General features: G+C 38.3%; 17 protein-coding genes and 2 tRNA genes. 6 read left to right on the forward strand and 13 right to left on the reverse strand.

Annotation, left to right across the window (positions count from 1 at the left end; genetic code table 11):
• Window positions 1-243: 243 nt before the first annotated feature.
• The 9 genes from FJR45_RS03715 to gyrA form a co-directional block, all read right to left on the reverse strand.
• Window positions 244-1,878 (reverse strand): Na/Pi cotransporter family protein, encoded by a 1,635-nt coding sequence (locus FJR45_RS03715; protein WP_193151407.1) that lies wholly within the window; start codon window positions 1,876-1,878, stop codon window positions 244-246.
• On the reverse strand, window positions 1,879-2,835 hold the full coding sequence (locus tag FJR45_RS03720; protein ID WP_226966467.1) for a radical SAM protein: 957 nt from the start codon (window positions 2,833-2,835) through the stop codon (window positions 1,879-1,881).
• Window positions 2,819-3,859 (reverse strand): uroporphyrinogen decarboxylase, encoded by a 1,041-nt coding sequence (gene hemE, locus FJR45_RS03725; protein ID WP_193151408.1) that lies wholly within the window; start codon window positions 3,857-3,859, stop codon window positions 2,819-2,821. Before hemE ends, FJR45_RS03720 begins: the two co-directional genes overlap by 17 nt.
• Before the next feature lie 9 nt (window positions 3,860-3,868).
• Window positions 3,869-4,387, reverse strand: coding sequence for a YqhA family protein (locus tag FJR45_RS03730; protein ID WP_193151409.1), 519 nt, complete (start codon window positions 4,385-4,387; stop codon window positions 3,869-3,871).
• Window positions 4,388-5,419, reverse strand: a complete 1,032-nt coding sequence (locus tag FJR45_RS03735) for an aspartate-semialdehyde dehydrogenase (RefSeq protein ID WP_193151410.1) — start codon at window positions 5,417-5,419, stop codon at window positions 4,388-4,390.
• Between the two features lie 16 nt (window positions 5,420-5,435).
• Window positions 5,436-6,575 (reverse strand): sigma-54-dependent transcriptional regulator, encoded by a 1,140-nt coding sequence (locus tag FJR45_RS03740; protein WP_193151411.1) that lies wholly within the window; start codon window positions 6,573-6,575, stop codon window positions 5,436-5,438.
• Between the two features lie 22 nt (window positions 6,576-6,597).
• Window positions 6,598-7,008, reverse strand: coding sequence for a hypothetical protein (locus FJR45_RS03745; protein ID WP_193151412.1), 411 nt, complete (start codon window positions 7,006-7,008; stop codon window positions 6,598-6,600).
• Window positions 6,957-7,436 carry an LPP20 family lipoprotein gene (locus FJR45_RS03750; protein WP_193151413.1) on the reverse strand — a complete coding sequence of 160 codons (480 nt, stop codon included), beginning with the start codon at window positions 7,434-7,436 and terminating at the stop codon, window positions 6,957-6,959. Before FJR45_RS03750 ends, FJR45_RS03745 begins: the two co-directional genes overlap by 52 nt.
• A gap of 63 nt (window positions 7,437-7,499) precedes the next feature.
• Window positions 7,500-9,983 carry a DNA gyrase subunit A gene (gyrA, locus tag FJR45_RS03755; protein WP_193151414.1) on the reverse strand — a complete coding sequence of 828 codons (2,484 nt, stop codon included), beginning with the start codon at window positions 9,981-9,983 and terminating at the stop codon, window positions 7,500-7,502.
• 198 nt (window positions 9,984-10,181) lie between these two features.
• Here gyrA and FJR45_RS03760 point away from each other — a divergent pair, with 198 nt between their 5' ends.
• The 4 genes from FJR45_RS03760 to FJR45_RS03775 all read left to right on the forward strand — a co-directional run bounded on the left by FJR45_RS03760 (window position 10,182) and on the right by FJR45_RS03775 (window position 14,193).
• A complete protein-coding gene (locus FJR45_RS03760) occupies window positions 10,182-11,492 on the forward strand; it encodes an ammonium transporter (protein ID WP_193151415.1) in 1,311 nt (436 codons plus the stop codon).
• Window positions 11,493-11,573: 81 nt separating this feature from the next.
• The gene (locus FJR45_RS03765) at window positions 11,574-11,912 is read left to right on the forward strand and encodes a P-II family nitrogen regulator (protein ID WP_151900817.1); all 339 of its coding nucleotides are present in this window, start codon (window positions 11,574-11,576) and stop codon (window positions 11,910-11,912) included.
• Between the two features lie 290 nt (window positions 11,913-12,202).
• Entirely contained in the window at window positions 12,203-13,378 is a 1,176-nt protein-coding gene (locus FJR45_RS03770) for an ammonium transporter (RefSeq protein WP_193151416.1), read from the forward strand.
• Between the two features lie 8 nt (window positions 13,379-13,386).
• Window positions 13,387-14,193, forward strand: a complete 807-nt coding sequence (locus FJR45_RS03775) for an energy transducer TonB (RefSeq protein WP_193151417.1) — start codon at window positions 13,387-13,389, stop codon at window positions 14,191-14,193.
• Window positions 14,194-14,200: 7 nt separating this feature from the next.
• Here the strand turns inward: FJR45_RS03775 and FJR45_RS03780 are convergent, their stop codons facing one another.
• The 4 genes from FJR45_RS03780 to FJR45_RS03795 form a co-directional block, all read right to left on the reverse strand.
• Window positions 14,201-14,371, reverse strand: a complete 171-nt coding sequence (locus FJR45_RS03780) for a rubredoxin (protein WP_193151418.1) — start codon at window positions 14,369-14,371, stop codon at window positions 14,201-14,203.
• Window positions 14,372-14,409: 38 nt separating this feature from the next.
• A complete protein-coding gene (locus tag FJR45_RS03785) occupies window positions 14,410-16,005 on the reverse strand; it encodes a Na/Pi cotransporter family protein (RefSeq protein ID WP_193151419.1) in 1,596 nt (531 codons plus the stop codon).
• A gap of 77 nt (window positions 16,006-16,082) precedes the next feature.
• Window positions 16,083-16,157, reverse strand: a tRNA-Glu gene (locus FJR45_RS03790).
• Window positions 16,158-16,255: 98 nt separating this feature from the next.
• Window positions 16,256-16,331, reverse strand: a tRNA-Lys gene (locus FJR45_RS03795).
• 154 nt (window positions 16,332-16,485) lie between these two features.
• Here FJR45_RS03795 and FJR45_RS03800 point away from each other — a divergent pair.
• Entirely contained in the window at window positions 16,486-17,487 is a 1,002-nt protein-coding gene (locus FJR45_RS03800; RefSeq protein WP_193151420.1) for a CsgG/HfaB family protein, read from the forward strand.
• Window positions 17,484-18,476 (forward strand): LPP20 family lipoprotein, encoded by a 993-nt coding sequence (locus FJR45_RS03805; protein WP_193151421.1) that lies wholly within the window; start codon window positions 17,484-17,486, stop codon window positions 18,474-18,476. The genes FJR45_RS03800 and FJR45_RS03805 overlap by 4 nt, the downstream gene beginning before the upstream one ends.
• The last annotated feature ends 46 nt before the right edge of the window (window positions 18,477-18,522 follow it).

Consider the following 18,522-nt stretch of genomic DNA (forward strand, 5'->3'; position numbering starts at 1 on the left):
AAATCTTTTCTTAAATAATATTTAATTATTTAAGTACAGTAAAATAAACCGGAGATTATAAATAATTATATATCAGATTTTATTATATTATAAGGATTTAAACAATTATGATAATCATTCATATAAAAAAGAAGATCTAAAGTCAGTCAGTATGCCTCTGCACGCAGTATATATAAAAAAAGAATCTATAAGCATGATTTTATTTGAAGAAACAAAATTAGATTGTTTTTTTAAATTTTAGAATTAGTTTAATTTCAGTATGTTGTACATAGACTTTGAAAAACTCTTTACTGAGTGCATGTCATTGATTGCCATAGTCGTCACATCAGATTTGATACTATGGTTTCTTGCAATATCTTTTATAATGAGGGTGCTTTTTCTGTAAGCATCCGCAATTCTTTTATAAATTTCATCCATCTCTTTAATGGAGTCTTCGTCTCCCTGGATAGCTTTGTTAAAAGCCTGAATATTTTTGAGTATTTGATAGCGTATGTTTTTATAAAACTGCTGTTCTTCCTTTGTATGTGCATTATAAAAATAATCCAAATCATACAGCATGTCTTTTATGACTTTAGCGGCAGTGGCAAGATAATTGACTTCTTTTATGAGTCTGTTTAGTTTATCATTGTACTCTTCATCATTATTGACAGCAGAAAGTTCAGAGGCATAACGGTATATTTCACCTTCTAAAAGACGTATCTTTTCATATACTTTTTCAAATTCTACATTAAAACTGTGGGTGTACTTATCTAAAATTTTATCTATCGCCATATGCTCGTCAAGCACTTTTGAGGGAGGCACATTGATGGCAAGCAGGGCAAACTCCTGAACTTTTTTCAAAAGATGTTCTATCTCTTTTTTGAGTGCTTCTATAGCGATTTGCGGAACTTCTGTAGATACATTACATATAAACTTTGTAACTTTGTCCTGTGCCTGGTGAAAGTATTTTTGTGTAAGAGTCGTCAAAAATGATATGAAGGGGTACCATAGAAGAACGCCTAAAATATTAAACAAGGTATGAAAAATTGCAATTTTAATGACACCGTCTGCATGCGGAAATGCAAAGTTTACCAAACTAATCAATTGATATAAAAAGAGTAAACTGATAACTCCGGTTGAGACATTGAAAAGCAAATGGGCCAGTGCCACTCTTTTTTTATCCGCAATACCACCAATACTGCCAAGTAAAGCTGTTACGGTTGTTCCTATATTTGTTCCAACAACAAAAGCAGCCGCAGCCTCAAAACCGATTACATGTGTATAAAGTGCACTTTGTGCAATGGCTATGGAAGCAGAACTCGATTGAATGAGGGCGGTTAAAGCGAGTCCTATTAAAGCATACCAGTAAGGTGTCGAAAACTGATATGCGGTCATATCAAAATTTTGGGCACTGTCACTAAAACTCTCTTTCATTCCCTCAAGCCCTAAAAATATAAGACCAAACCCAACCAAAACACCAAAATAGTTTTTCCATTTGGATGTGTCAGAACTTAAAACCTGTCCCATGCCTCCTATCCCTATAACAGCATAGGAAAGCAATTTTATATCCATGTTAAAGCCGATAACAGCAACAATCCATGCGGTGACAGTTGTCCCGATATTGCTGCCGAGTATAATGGCTATACTGCTTTGTAAACTCATAAGTTGTGCTCCGACAAGCGAAAGAGCCATAAGCGTCACTACGGAAGAGCTTTGAAATACAGCTGTAGAAAAGATTCCGGTAAGCAAGCTTTTAAAATGTGTTTTTGTCGCATTTTGCACAAGTGTTTTAAATGCTCGTCCTGCGGAAGATTTTATTTGTTCTTCAAGATAAAGCATTCCGAAAAGGAAAAGTCCCAAACCGGAAAAGGCTTCAATCCAAATCTTATAATGCTCCATCTAGTGTCCGTTGCTATGGTGACGCTTTCTTTTCAGATTGTCGGTTGGAACATAAAATTCTAAATTTCCGACCTTTTTAACCGTTACCGCATTACATGTAAGCAAATTGTTCAGATTCTCTCTGCTTTTTTCATCAAAAAGCAGAGCAATATCCTCCGGAGTCAAAGGACGCTTGTCCAAAGTGTTGAGCACCTCTTCTTTTGTATAACGGGAGTTGTTTGGCTCTGCATGGAGTCGCGAAGCTATGTGGATGGGCAAATCGGCATCGAACATAAGGGCTATGGTATGCAGTTCTTTGTAGCTTATTCCTGTCACAGGGTAGGCCGGAGGTCTGTCTATCGTGCCGATATCTACTCTCTGACATTTTATTTTATGCAAAACTTCATTTAGTTTTTGTATCTCCTCTTGTGTATCATTTATGCCATGTACAAAGAGAATCTCTATAAAAAGTTTTCCTCTGTATTTTTGAGAAAAATCTATGACTTTTTGGACAACATTTTCTATTTTGATGGAAGGATGGGGTCTGTCTATCTTTTTGAAAATGTCATGGCTTACAGCATCCAAAGAGAGTTTTACCTGATCAAGTTTTAAAAGAGAAGAAAAAACTTTTTCATTGACAAGCGTGGCACTGTTTGTCAGGATTAATGTCTGGGTATCTTTTTTGATTTTATTTATTGCATCAATCAGTCTGTCCAGATGAGGGTAGAGTGTAGGTTCACCGTTTGCAGTCAGTGTTATGACATCTATTTTATCATGAAGATGTTTACGCAGCTGGGTGATGATTTCATCGACTGAGACGACAAATGTCTGTTCTTTTACGGCCGCACTTGGAGCAAGTTCACAATAGAGACAGTCAAAATTACACTGCTTGGCTGAGGGTGAGAGGTCGATACCCAAACTCATACCGAAACGGCGTGAGTTGACAGGACCGAAAATAATATTATTTTTTGCTGACACGGTGGCACTCTTGTATGAAGTGCTTCGCATTTTCAACAGGCACATCCGGTAAAATTCCGTGACCCAGGTTGAATATATGACGTTTCCCCTGCATAATATTTTGAATATCTTCTACAGCCTGTGTCGTTGCCTCTTTTGAGTATAGACGACATGGCTCCATATTACCCTGAAGAACATATTTGCTGCCAAGTTTTTCTTTTGCCAACTCCATCGGCGTAGACCAGTCGACACCGAAAACATCAAAGTTTCCATATATTTTATCCAAAAATGCAGGAATACCTTTGGGAAACATAATGATGGGAATATGCGGATACTTTTCTTTGAGGTATTCGGCAATCTCAACCATATATTTCCAGGAAAATTCGTCATATTTGTTTGGCTCAATAGCTGCTGCCCAAGAGTCAAAAATCTGGACGACATCTATGCCTGCTTCTATCTGCTTTTGCATGTAAAGTTTAACAACTTCAGTCACTTTTGCCAGAATTTTATGCAGGAGTTCAGGGTTTGCATACATCATTTTTTTACATACATTGTATGTTTTTGTTCCCTGTCCTTCTATCATATAGGTTGCTAATGTCCAGGGAGAACCTGTAAAGCCTATGAGGGCTTTGTCCTCTGCCAGTTTTGTTTTGATGAGTTTAATTGTATCATATACATATGTCAGTTTATTGGCCGCTTCTTCACCGCCTGCGAGTCTGTCGATATCCTCTTCATTTTTAATCGGGTCAGAAAATTTCGGACCTTCTCCTTTGACAAAGGACAAATCCATACCCATTTCATCAGGAATTACAAGGATGTCGCTAAAGAGTATGGCCGCATCAACACCAACTATGTCTACAGGCTGCAGAGTGACTTCACAGGCCATTTCCGGATTGTGACAAAGATTTAAAAAATCTCCTGCTTTGGCACGCACTGCCATATACTCCGGCAGATAACGCCCTGCCTGTCTCATCATCCATACAGGAGTGTATGGTGTCTCTTTTCCAAAACATGCATCTACGAATATTTTATTTTTTATTCCCATTTTTTTTCCTTAGTGATTGTGTCCAACTTTACTTAAAAAATACAAACCGACAGCAACGGCAGTAATAGAAAGGGCTAAATAGAGTAATTCCAGCGGTGTCTGGTAGCTTGCCAGTCCCACTTTTTTAAAGAAGCCCACAACAAGAACCATGACAATTACTTTGGATATTTTGTCTTTAAGCTGGTCAAGTGAGTGAATAGATAAAATTTTGTTTTCTCTTGTAGCATCTTCTCTTGCCGCATCAATATCCGAGATAAACAATTCATACAATCCGAAAGAAAACAACAGCATAACAACGCCGATAAGATATAAATCCACGGCACCTATAATTCCACCGACAACCAGTTCATGAAAGTGTTCCGGGTGATGATGGTTGACATAGGTGTTTATTACAAGTTTAGCGGTATCATAGATGTCAAAACTGGCAACAATAAAAAGTGCGACAGCACCGATAAGACCGAAAATAACAGCCATTAAAACCATAAAGCGTGAACTCCAGAGCCCGCTTTCAAAGATTTTTTCAATCATTTATAAGCCTTCTTCCATTTCTATCCATTTTTGGGCAATTCTTACCGCATTTGTAGCAGCGCCTACTCTTAAATTGTCAGCAACAACAAACATATGGAGCATATTGTTTGAAAAGAGATCTTTTCGAATACGTCCGACAAATGTTTCATTTTTGTCTATACATGTAGCCGGCATAGGGTAGAGTGCTTCATCAGGATTGTCTAAAACCACTATGTTTGGTGCTTTACGAAGTATTTCTCTTGCCTCGTTTGCATTTATTTCCGAATCAAAAGTCATAGTTACCGCTTCTGCATGCCCTCTCAGTGTCGGAACGCGTACACATGTAGCACTGAGTGCAATCTCTTTATGCATGATTTTTGTTGTCTCGTTGACCATTTTCATCTCTTCTTTTGTATAGCCGTTGTCTGTGAAAACATCAATCTGCGGAATGACATTGAGGGCTATCTGCTGGTTAAATGCTTTATGCTCAGCTTCATCAAGTTTAAAGGCAAAAAATGCCTGCATTTGACTGACCAGCTCTTCCATAGCGGTTTTTCCTGCACCGCTGGTTGCCTGGTATGTATCAACATCCACACGAACCAGGTCATATGCTTCATCCAGTGGTTTGAGTGCCTGTACCATCTGTATGGTTGAACAGTTTGGGTTGGCTATGATGCCTGTTTCTTTCCATTGTGCAATATCATGGGGATTGACCTCAGGAACAACAAGAGGGACATTCGGATCCATTCTGAAGTGAGAGGTGTTGTCAATGACAACGGCACCTGCTGCAACTGCGGAAGGGGCAAATTCTGCGCTGACACTGCCTCCCGCACTAAAAAGGGCAATATCTACCTCTTCTTTTTCAAAGACATCATGTGTCAGTTCTATAATATCAAAGCTTTCATTGTTAAACTCTACCTGTTTGCCGACACTTCTTGCACTTGCAAGCGGTACCAGTTTCTTAAGAGGAAAATCAATCTCTTCCAATACTCTTAAAATCTCTTCACCGACAGCACCGTTTGCACCGACAACAGCTACGTTATATTTTTTCATTTAATTTTCTCCTGTTCTATTTTCTGTTATTTAAAAAAAGTTCGTCTTTTTGAATTTCATTGGTTTCACTGAGTATGACAGAACGTTCCACTACTGAAAGCAACTCTCGAATATTTCCGGGCCAGGCATATGATAAAAGTTCACTTTCTGCCTCGGCAGAGAGCCTTTTTGTATCAAAACCGTACTTTTGACAGTTGTGTGCAATCATCTTTTGTGCAATTTCCAATATTTCGTCTTTTCTTTCTCTCAAAGGTGGAATATGGAGAGGAATTGTATTGAGTCTGTAATACAGGTCCTCTCTGAATTCTCCTTTTTCTATCTTCTCGTTTAAATTTGCATTTGTTGCCGAAACGACGCGTATATCTATTTTAATGGCTTTTGCAGAGCCAAGTCTGCGCACCTCTTTTTCCTGCAGGGCCCGAAGCAGTTTTGCCTGAACACCATAGGGCATCTCTCCTATCTCATCCAAAAAGAGTGTCCCTCCGTTTGCCAGTTCAAACTGTCCCGCTTTAGCTTCGGTCGCATCGGTAAATGCCCCTTTTTCAAAGCCAAAAAGCTCACTTTCTATCAAGTTTTCAGGAATCGCCGCCATGTTGATAGCAACAAAGGGTTTTTTCGCTCTTGGAGAGTTTTTGTGTATATAAGAAGCAAAAACTTCTTTACCGACACCGCTTTCTCCCAAAAGTAAAATACTTGCATCTGTTTTGGAAGCCTTTTGGGCAATGCCTAAAACTTTTGTAAGTGCTTCAGACGAGCCTAAGAAATCATTCGTCGTTTTTTTGCTTTTTTGCACTGATTTTTTTACTTTTTGGACAACTGCCTCGCGTTTAATCGCATCGACAAGTGTGTCTATATCAAAAGGTTTGAGTAAAAAATCTTTGACACCCAGATGGATAGAGTCAATAGCCCGACCAAGCGTTGCATTCCCTGTCATGATAATAACTTCGTATCTGCCGCCCAGTGCTTTGACAAATTCTATGCCGTCCATACCGGGCATATTGATATCGGTAATGACCAGATCAAAACTGTCATCAAGAACTTTGAGTGCATCTTTGGCATTTTTAAATGTTTTTACTGTAAACTCTTTGTAATCGCCCATAGCAATTTCAAGAGATTTACGCATATTGATATCATCTTCGACTATGGCTATTTTCACAAAAAGTCCTGTTTTTATTCGGCTATTTTAAAGCTGATATTCTAACAAAATTATCATTAAAATCGACTTTGAAGCATGTTGTTTTTAGAGTAATAATCGTAGTTGAGGTGTTTTGAAAATTTATTGTGCTTGCGTAATGTTGTACATTCAGACCAATTTTTTGGATATAGTTGATGAATTTTTCATTATTGCGTGCAATGATTTTTTTTAAATCTTTACTGTTGTCTGATTCGAGAATGAGTGTATTTGAAGAAAATCCTTTGCACCTGTGCATTGAATGAGATATTTCGAGTTCCTGATTATAAAGTAAAGCATCTTTTACGACATATCTGTAGGAAATAAGATATTCACTTGCAGAGAGTGCAAGTGAATGAAAAAGTATTATTGCACAAATTGAGAGTGAGAAAGTGTGATTTCCATCTCTACTTCGCATAAACCCTCTTTGAATGTTGTTTCCACTATATTTGCATTTCTTACCATTGCATCTACGGATGTTCGTACACTGGAACGTTTGACCATCATGTTTTTAATCAAGTCTTTTCCGTCTACTCTGACACCCTTTACTTTTTCAGCTATAAGTCTGTATGCATCAGCAATGGCAGCACGTTTTGCCAAAGCATATGCTTGTGCGGGAGATGTTGTATTCATAGGTGCAACACCTTGCCCGACGACACTGATAAGAAGAGGTCTTTTCTCTGAAAGCACTTCGCTTTGCAAAGGTTGTTGCATCTTGTGAGCAGGGCAAGGTGCCACTACTGTTTTAGCAGTTTGGGTAGGAATAGCTGTTACTACAGTCTTAGCAGGTTGTGCTGCAAAAGATACAACACTAAGTAATGTTAGTAATACTAGAGAGTATTTCATAGAATATCCTTAAAGGAGGAGTCTGTATGACTCCAGGTTTTATATTTTAGTTATTAGCAATTACTATTCCAAGTCTAAAGAAGGAGATGTGTCTTCTTCTTCATCATCTTCGCTTTTTTCCTCTTTCGGACAGCGTGAAATACTGACAACTTCATCCCCTTTTACTATATAGACACCGGAAGTGTTTCTGCTTGATTTGGAGATTGTCTGCATATCAACACGTATCATTTTACCGGCTTTTGTGAGCGCCATCATATCCATGCCCTCATCTACCATGAGACAGCCGACAATATGCTTGCCTGTTTTTGCAGTCATCTTCATCGCAATAACACCTGAACCGCCACGGTTTGTGAGTCTGTATTCTCCGGCATCAGTACGTTTTCCTATTCCTTTTTCAGCGACAATCAGAATCTCCTGATCATCACTTGCTATAATGTTTGCATCAACGACCTCATCACCCTTATGTTTAAACTTAATTCCTCTTACTCCACGTGTACTTCGTCCCTGTTCACGGGTTTTTTCAATTTCAAATTTGATGCACTGTGCGAGTTTTGTTACTATAAAGAGGTATTTAATGCTTTTGTCCGCAATTTTTGCTGTAATGAGCGCATCATCTTCATCAAGAACAATGGCTCTGACGCCGTTGCTTCTGATGTTGCTGAATTCGCTTAAATTTGTTCGTTTGACAATGCCGTTTTTCGTAAAGAAAACCAAAGATTTCTCTTCGCTGAAATCAGTTGTCGGAATAATAGACTGAATCTGTTCATCCGCCATTAAATTAAGTAAATTGACAACAGCTTTTCCTTTGGCTGTACGACTTCCCTCAGGGATACGATAGACTTTTAACCAGTGGAGTTGTCCTCTGTCGGTCACAAAAAGGAGCGTATCGTGCGTATTACATGTAAAGAAGTTTTCTATAAAGTCATCTTCATAGGTTGTGACAGCAGTTTTTCCTTTGCCTCCGCGTTTTTGCTTTTCATAGCTTGCAAGCGGTACACGCTTGATGTATCCTCTGTGTGTGATTGTGACAACCATTGGTTCGTTGGGAATCAAGTCTTCTATGTCTATATCATCATAGTCATCTTCGATGTCAGTTCTTCGTTTTGTGGTATATGTTTGTAAAATTTCATCAAATTCATCACCTATTATACCGTGCAGCACTTTTTCACTTTGTAGAATTGACTCAAGAAACTCAATTTGTTTCATAAGTTCTGCCAATTCATTTTCAATTTTTTCAATTTCAAGTCCTGTAAGACGACCAAGACGCATTGCAACAATGCTTGCAGCCTGGATTTCTGAAAAATCAAATTCTGTTACCAGGTTTTCTTTCGCTTCTTCCTCATTTGTGGATGCACGGATAGTACGAATGACTTTATCAATAATATCTATCGCTTTTTTCAAACCTTCCAAAATATGTGCACGCGCTTTTGCTTTTTCCAAATCAAAAATTGTACGACGGATAATAATAGTTTTTCGGTGATTGATAAAATGTTTGAGTATGTCAATAAGACCAAAAATTCTTGGTTCCTGGTTTAAAATGGAGAGCATTATGATACCGAAGGTTGTCTGCATTGCAGTTTGTTTAAATAAATTATTTAAAACAATTTCACTGATTGTGTCACGCTTGAGCTCAATGACAACACGCATACCGTCCCGGTCGGACTCGTCTCTGATTTCGCTCACCCCGTCTATCATTTTGTCTTTAACCAAATTGGCAACGTTTTCAATAAGACGGGCTTTGTTTACCTGATAAGGAAGTTCATCAATGACAATGACGTCTTTGTTTCCTTTTTTCTCAATATGTGTTTTAGCACGTACTTTTATACGGCCACGCCCTGTTTCATAAGCATCCATAATCCCTTTTTTACCAAATATAATGCCGCCTGTCGGAAAATCAGGCGCTTTGATATGTTCCATGATTTCAGTAAGTGTGATATTGGGATTTTCCAGGAGTGCTTTGAGTCCGTTCATAATTTCAGTAGGGTTGTGGGGAGGAATGTTTGTTGCCATACCGACCGCAATCCCTGAAGAACCGTTTATCAAAAGGTTCGGTACACGTGTCGGCATTACATCCGGTTCTTTTGTTGTACCGTCATAGTTGTCTATCATATTGACAGTGTTTTTTTCCAAATCTTTTAAAAGTTCACCTGCATATTTTGTCATACGGGCTTCCGTGTAACGCATCGCAGCAGCCGAGTCACCGTCAACCGAACCAAAGTTTCCCTGTCCGTCTACAAGTTCCATTCGCATGGAAAAATCCTGCGCCATTCGCACGAGTGCATCATAAACGGCTGTATCTCCGTGAGGGTGGTATTGACCGATAACATCACCGACGATACGTGCTGATTTTTTATACTTTGCACCAAATGAGAGATTGAGTTTGTCCATTGCATAAAGAATTCTTCTATGTACAGGTTTAAGTCCGTCTCTTACATCAGGCAGAGCACGACCGACAATAACACTCATAGAGTAATCAAGATAGCTGTTTTGAAGAGTTTCTTCTATATTTATACTTTGTATATCACCATTGTTTAACAAGTTGCTCATTGAAACACCTAAAATTTAAATTTATATATATTAGCTAATTGTCGCTTAATAAAATGTTTAAAACTGATGAACTTTTGCGCAATTGCATAAAAAATGAAGGAATTGTAAAAGCTGCTTAAAAATTAATCAGTTTAAGCTGAAAAAAAAGATGTAATTATTCTATACTTTGCTTTGAAAATATTCAACAAAAGGATTCACATGAAGAAATGGTTATTAGCATTCTTATTTGCTTTACCAACATTCGTATTTGCGGAGGATACAGCAACACTCGATACAGGTGATACAGCATGGATGATGATGTCAACTGCATTGGTATTACTTATGACACCTGCAGGTCTTGCACTGTTTTATGCAGGTATGACAAGAAGTAAAAATGTACTCAATACATATGCAATGGTATTTGGAGCGTTTGTCGTTGCATTTGTTGTTTGGATTGCTGCCGGTTATTCGATAGCATTTGGTACGGCAGATTCTGCTGCTGTTCAAAATGTGATGGGTGGATTTTCAAATGTATTCCTAAATGGAATCAGCTGGCACGATTTAAGCGGAACATACCCTACTTATGTATTTGTGGCGTTTCAGGGTACATTTGCCGCTATTACCGTAGCTATTGCTGCAGGTTCGGTTATAGAGCGTATTAAATTCTCTACATGGCTGGTATTTGTGGCGCTTTGGGGACTTGTAGTGTACGCTCCTGTTGCTCATATGGTTTGGGGCGGAGACGGTGCCTATCTCTTTGATTTAGGTGCTTTAGACTTTGCCGGTGGTACAGTTGTACATATGAATGGTGGTCTGGCCGGTTTGGTTCTTGCTGTTCTTGTTGGCAAGCGTGTCGGATATCCTAAGTCTGCAATGAAACCTGCTACAGTGCTTTTGACAGCGCTTGGTGCGGCTCTTTTATGGTTTGGCTGGTACGGATTCAATGCAGGGTCTGCATTTGGAGCGAACGCCATTGCCGGTGTAGCACTCCTGACTACAACGATAGCAACTGCCGCAGCTGCTATTACATGGATGCTTGCTGAGTGGGTTATCTATAAAAAGCCTACATTACTGGGACTTGCTACAGGTGCTGTTTCCGGGCTTGTTGCTATTACGCCTGCTGCCGGATTTGTTGGTGTGGGTGGTGCTTTTATCGTTGGTATCGTCGGAACACTATTCGCTTTTTGGGGTGTGACTGTGCTTAAAAAGAAACTTGGTTATGATGACTCTTTGGATGCATTCGGTGTTCACTTTTTAGCTGGTTTGTTTGGTGCACTTGCAACCGGTCTTTTGGCTTTAAAAGACAATGACCTGTTATGGGACGGACCGCTGAAAGAATCAGGTGACAGAATGGGACAGTTTATTGTTCAAGTTGAATCTGTTGTGATCGTTGGACTGTTCACGCTTATCGGTACTGTTGTTGTTTACTATGTTGCTACTGCATTGACTGGTGGTTCACGAGTAAGTGAAGATGAAGAAACAATGGGGCTGGATGAATCTGTTCAAGGGGAAAGATACATGAATAACTAATCTCTTTTTGGGATTAGTGTATTGATTTTGTAATCAAAAATGGTTACAATTGATAAATAATAAAACTTTGGAGTAGTGATAATGAAAAAAGTAGAAGCGGTTATCAAACCATTTAAACTGGAAGATGTAAAAGATGCACTGGCAGAAATCGGTATTGACGGTATGACAGTAAGTGAAGTAAAAGGCTATGGCCGTCAAAAAGGACATAGTGAACTGTACCGTGGTGCTGAGTATGTGGTTGATTTTTTACCGAAAATAAAAATGGAAATGGTTGTTACAGCAGACATGGTAGAACAGGTTACAGCAACAATTGTTGAAGCAGCACGTACAGGTAAAATCGGAGACGGTAAGATTTTTGTAAGTGATATAGAAAAAATTATCAGAATTCGTACAGGTGAAACTGATGAGGAAGCTATCTAAACAATAATGCCAAAGGAACTTGCCCCTTTCTTTGGCTTCTCTAACCGTTATGGCACTTAAGCCAACTCCTTTACAAGGAGTAAAAAATCCACATATTGACTTCTTTGGCATTTAAAAATAATGATTTAATTTTTAAAATATAAATATTTTGCTACACTCAGCTTTTAAGTTCAATTTAAACCCGGATTATACAATAGAAAACAATAAGTAGGTTCTATGCTTGTGCCTTGGGTGCAATGATAAAGACTTTCTTGAGTTTTTTATTGTATAATCCGGGTTAAAGGTTTATAATGTCTGAAGCTGATTTCAAATACATACTGGATACTTTCTTTACACTTTTTTCTATGGTTTTGATTATTTTAATGGTCCCAGGTTTTGCTATGCTTGAAGCCGGACTTGTAAGAACAAAAAATGTCTCTTCTGTTTTAACGGTAAATACCATGATATATGCGGTAGCATCTATGGCATTTTTACTTGTCGGTTACTCTCTTGCGTTTGGCTCCTGGGAAAACTCTTCTATGAGTATATGGGCGGCATTTTTGTTTCAGATGGCATTTGTCGGTAAAACTATAAATATCATGAGTGGTGGAGTGAGTGAGCGTGTAAAAATTATACCGCTGATGATATTTACGGTTGTTATGGGTGCTGTTATCTATCCTTTGATTGTCAATGTAAGCTGGGGTGCTGATCTTCTTGCGGGAACAGTGTTGGATATTGACATGTATGATTTGGCAGGTTCAACTGTTATTCACTCCACCGGAGGCTGGGCATTGCTGGCTGCGATTTTGATTATGGGACCAAGAAAAGACAGATACAAAGACGGCAAAATAAAAGTGATACCTGCATCAAATGTACCGCTTGTAGTTCTTGGCGCACTTCTTCTATGGATAGGATGGTTCGGATTTAACGGTGGCAGTGTCGGTTCTATTTCGAGTGTCGAAAATGCTGATACGGTTGCAAAAACGATTATGAATACAAATACGGCAGGTTTGGCGGGTGCAATCATTGCAGCCGTTATCATGTATGCACGGTATAAGCTTTTAGATATTACAATGATATTAAACGGTGCATTGGGAGGGCTTGTCGCAATTACTGCAGGACCTGATTTGTATGACATGTATACACCAATCCTGATTGGTGCCATTGGCGGTGCGCTTGTTGTTTTTGCTGTACCGATGTTTGACAAATTAAAACTAGATGATCCTGTGGGTGCACTTTCTGTTCACCTTGTCAACGGTATTTGGGGCACACTCGCTGTGGGTGTTTTTGTTGATAAAGTGTCACTGGTTTCACAACTCAAAGGGATTGTAGTCATCGGAGCTTTTGCATTTGTAAGTTCCTATATTGTTATATACATTATCAACAAGATTGTTGCATTCAGAGCAGAGGATGATATTCAGGTAGAGGGGCTTGATGTTAATGAGGTTGGTGTTGAATCCTATCCTGAATTTAAACGCGCCATTTAAAATGATGTATGCTTAATCACTCAAAATCTCTTTTTCTCTCTTTGCTCGTTCATGCGCTTATTCTGCTGAGCCTGCTGGGCATTTATAAGTATGCAGTTTCACCTGCTGCATTTGTTGAAGAAGAAAAAAGAGTGTGTGTAAATTTGAGATGTGTAAAACAACAGACTGAAGAAACACATAAAAAGCAAAAAGAGAGAAAAAAAGTCATTTCTGAAAAAAAAGCAAAAAAAATCCCGCAACATAAAAAAGTTATTCCTCCAAAAAAACAAAAAACCCAAGAAAAACCCAAGAAAATAAAGAAAAAAATTCCTTTAAAAAAAGAGATTAAAAAGAAAAAAGAAACAATAAAAGAGACAAAGACTGAAGAAAAGACAAAACCGGAAAAAAGAATAGAAAAACCATCAGAAGAAAAACCGGCAGAAGAAAAACCAGAAAAAAAAGTAGAAGAAGTGGTGAAAAACATGCCTGTTGCAGAAGAAAATCTTCGCAGGGAAAAGAGTATAAAAAAAAGTGCTGAAAAAAAGGTGAGTGAGAAAGAAGCGTATTTGCAGGAAAATCTGGCACAGATTGCCCAATTGATAAAAGAAAACCTCTACTACCCGAGAATGGCACGTAAACGAGGCATACAGGGTTCTGTTACCGTTCGCTTTATGCTGCTGAAAGATGCTACTGTTGTACAAATCACAACAATATCTTCAAGCAGCGGTATCTTGACGCGTGCGGCGATTAAAACAATCGCTGAGCTTTCAGGAAAGTTTCCAAAGCCAAAAACAGACATGATGCTAAGTGTACCGATTCGATACTCTTTGCAATAGCAGAGTTTTACTCAACAGGCTTGAAATACTCTTTTTCGGCACCGCAACCCGGACATTTCCAATTGTCAGGAAGATCTTCAAAAGCTGTTCCTGGAGGAATACCACTTTTTCCATCACCGATTTGCGGGTCATAAATATGACCGCAAAATACACATTTGTATTTTTGTAATTTATCCATAACTGACTCCTTTATTCTTGTCAGGCACTTATTATATCTTATTTTCCTGCACTGAGCAGTGCCTGCTGAAGATGATATGCAATGCGTGTAATGTGTACTGATGAGCGTTGCAGCCACCGGACTGCTTCCAAGTGGTAGGTGCCCTCGTCTATGCTAACAGTCCCGTCGGCCATTAACAGTGTTATTTCTTCTCTCTTTTGTTCTGTTTTCTTCTCAATTTCATTGTTGTTTTGCTGCGTATAATTGGCCAGTTCCTGTAAAGATGTTTGTTCAAGGAGCTGCAGGCTTGTTTGAATAAGCTCAATAAATTGCTTTTTTTCTAATACCAACAAGGGTGATGACTGAAGAAACAGTGCTTTGTGCTCATCTTCACGACATCGGTCAAATAGCCGTTGCAGATGGTCAATAACATGAATGAGACTGATAAGCCGTTGCCAGTTTGCATCCTGTGTATTTTTTAAATGAATTTTGTCTAAGAAAGTCTGTGTTTCATCTAAGAGCTTGTCAAAAGCATGCAGATTGATTTTGTGTGCATTTTTTTTCGCCCCAAGCAAATAGAGCATATACCGCAATAATGTTTTGAATTCATTTTCAAGAGATTTTTGCACAACACTCAAAGCCAAAGGGATATTTTCAAGTAATGCAGGATCAAAATCCTGTATATACTTTTGTTTTGGTTCGGGTATGATTTTTTCCATAAGATGCGCAAAAGGTGTTGTAAAAGGTATAATTGCAATGACACCTAAAAAGTTGAAAAAAGTATGAAACAGTACTAAGACAATTTCAGCCTGTTGCATTAAAAAACCGGGCGCGAAAGATTCAAAGAACATAGTGTAGGGTGCGATTAAAAAAAGTGCGGCAATACCGGTAAATATATTGTATACAACATGTGAAAAGCCGGTCCTTTTTACTTCTGTAGAACCACCTATGGTTGCCAAAGCCGCTGTGACTGTTGTACCTACATCCATGCCGACTACTAAGGCTGCTCCCTGCTCAAAACTGATGGCACCTCCGTAAATCATTGTGAGTGTCGCGGCAACACCTGCGCTTGATGACTGTGTGATAATTGTAACAAGAATTCCAAGCAAGAAGAGCTCAAATCGGCCAATAAAAGAGTCTCCCTCAAAGTATTCAGGTGAAATGATGTCTTTATAGACAGACATGCCCTCTTGCATAAAACCGATACCGACAAAAATCAGACCGAATCCGGCAATGGCAAAACCGATATCCGCTGCTTTTCCTTTTGAAAAAAGTTTTAAACTTGATCCTACAAGTATAAAAGGCAAAACTATAGTGCCCAGCTTGAGTTTAAATCCGAGAAGGGCTACCATCCATCCTGTAATAGTGGTACCGATATTTGCACCAAAGATGATACCGAGTGCCTGGGGAAATGTTAATAATCCTGCGGATACAAACCCCACAGCGGCAACTGTTGTAGCACTTGATGACTGTAAAACAGCAGTACTGATGGCTCCTGTTATAACTCCGGTAGTGGGTGTTTTTGTAAAACGGATTAAAGCGTTTCTGATAGCATCTCCGGCAAGAGCATGTAACCCCTGAGTCATGATAATCATACCAAGTATAAAAATACCGATGCCCCCAACTGCCTGGGAAAGTGTAATCCATGAATGCATAACTATTCTATTCCCTCTTTATAGGATAATGTTATTATGACATAAATTTCTAATGATTGTTTGAAAGTGAGAAAAGTTGGTGACCCCGAGGAGAATCGAACTCCTGTAACATGGATGAAAACCATGGATCCTAACCGCTAGACGACGGGGCCACTTTTTGTAGTTGTTTTTTGATTAGTTGTGCTGAAGTTTCAAGTGAATCGTATATAAGATACGCAAGCTTTAAACTTTAGTGCAAATAACAAAAAAATGGTGTCCTGTGATGGATTCGAACCATCGGCCACATCATTAAAAGTGACGTGCTCTACCAGCTGAGCTAACAGGACTCTTGCCTCTTATTGTTAAGAGGTCGAAATTATAGACAAATACAATTGATATGTCAAGAAAAAAGAGTGAAAATTTATAAATTTTATAAGAAAGCATAGATTTATTTACAATTAAATGCTTTTTAACTACAATTGTTTCACAAAGAGGAGTTTTATGAAAAATATTATAAATGCATTAATGGCTTTTTTTATTGTTTTTGTGAGCGGATGTTCTCAAAAAGTTGTTATTCAGGCACTTGAACCTGCAGAGGTTGATAGAATGTCACAAACAAAAGTGATAGCTGTAACAGATTTCACACATGACAGAGTAGGGCTTTCAAGAAAAATAGAGGCAAAGCTTTCTAATTTTGAGATAAACAATAAAAAATATTTTACTGTTGTCAGCAGAAATGATATTAATAAAGTTATAGCAGAGCAAAAACTGCAAAACAGTGGCCTTGTCAATGATGAAAAGATTGTTCAGGTTGGAGAGCTGATAGGCGCGCAGGCTATAATTTCGGGAAATGTAAGCCCTGTTACCAAGGAAGACAGCTATTTTTATGAGCCTCGTGTCCGTTGTGCAAATAGAAAATGTACAGAACTCGAAACATACCGTGTGCGCTGTATGAAACGGCTCATAGGCCTTTCTGCAGAAGTGAGAATAGTGGATGTTGCCAAAGGCGATATCATTTATGCGGATACTTTAGGCAGAACAAGTTCATTTAAACACTGTGCTGATGATTCGCGGGCAATCCCGTCAAAAATGATGGTGGCACAAAAGCTTGCCGATGATATAGCAGATACATTTATTTATAAGCTTACTCCGCATTATAGAAAATTTCGTGTAAAACTACTTGAAGATCCTGATTTGGATTATACGGATGAACAGGAGAGACTGCTGAAAGTCTCTTTAAAATATATAGAGCAGGGGCGTTATGACAAAGCAGAACGCTTTTTAAAAGAGTTGATTGATGCGACAAATATGAAAAGCTATGTGGCATTTTATGATTTGGGTGTGATAAAAGAGGCACAGGGGAAATATGAAGAGGCAAAAGAGTATTATGAATATGCGGATAATTTGATGATAGAGCCGGTTGAGGAGATTAATGAGGCTGTGATTCGAATAAACTCTCTTATCTCCAAAAGAAAAAAAACACTTGAGCAGTTAAACAGATGAATAAATTAAGCATATTATTTCTTGTTACAGGGCTGCTTTTAGGCGGTTGTGTTGCAAAACAAAGAGTTGTTGTTGCAAAAAAAGAGCTTCCCTCGTGGTATCTGCAACCTCCACAGTCTAACAGTTCTACGCTTTATGCACTGGGAGAAGGTGAAAATCAGCAAGATGCCATTACGAATGCCTTGAGCTTTGCAGCCTCGACATTACATGTAACGGTTTCATCAAATTTTCGTGCAAAAACAGTTGTAAAAGAGGGAAGCCTTAACAGCTCCGAGGCAACATATATCAATGAAACACAAAGCAGTGTTGAAAAAATAAAAATAAGCGAATATGAAATACTTCATGTAAAAAAACTCGGCTTTAAAAGATATGCGGCGCTTATAAAGGTCGATAAACAAAAGTTATTTCAAGGTTTAAAAAATGAACTAGACCAAAAACTACAAATATACAGAAGTAAAGTCAAAAATTTACAAAAACGTGACGCACTCAAACGTCTGGTATATTATAAAAAGATGAAAAAATCATTTACATATATACAGAATGCTCTGATAGTGATGAAAGTACTGCATAAAGGCTTTGATGATACAAAATATATAACATGGATGAATAAAGTAAATGAAGAGTATGATTATCTTCAAAAACATATAAGTTTTTGGGTAAATTCCAATGTGAAAAGTCTGGCTGAACCACTCAGAAGTGCCCTGACTAAAAAAAAGTTTATCATAAAAAATGTGAAATCAACCATGCACTACACTGTTTTTATAAAAGCAAAAATTCAAAAAGCGACTGCCTACGGTTTTACGCTTGCCCGCAGTGAAATATCTTTTGTAACGAAAAACTATAAAGGAGAAGTGTTGGGGGAAAATGTCATACATGTAACCGGACAGTCCTCCCAGGGCTATGAAATAGCCAGGCAGAATCTTGTCAAAAAGCTTCATTCGCTCATACAAAAAGAGGGCATTTCAAAAGTGTTAAATATTGATATTTAGTAACCGTTTACTTCTTAGGAATATACTTACATTAATAATAAAAAGA

It is taken from the genome of Sulfurimonas sediminis, assembly GCF_014905115.1.
GTDB lineage: Bacteria > Campylobacterota > Campylobacteria > Campylobacterales > Sulfurimonadaceae > Sulfurimonas > Sulfurimonas sediminis.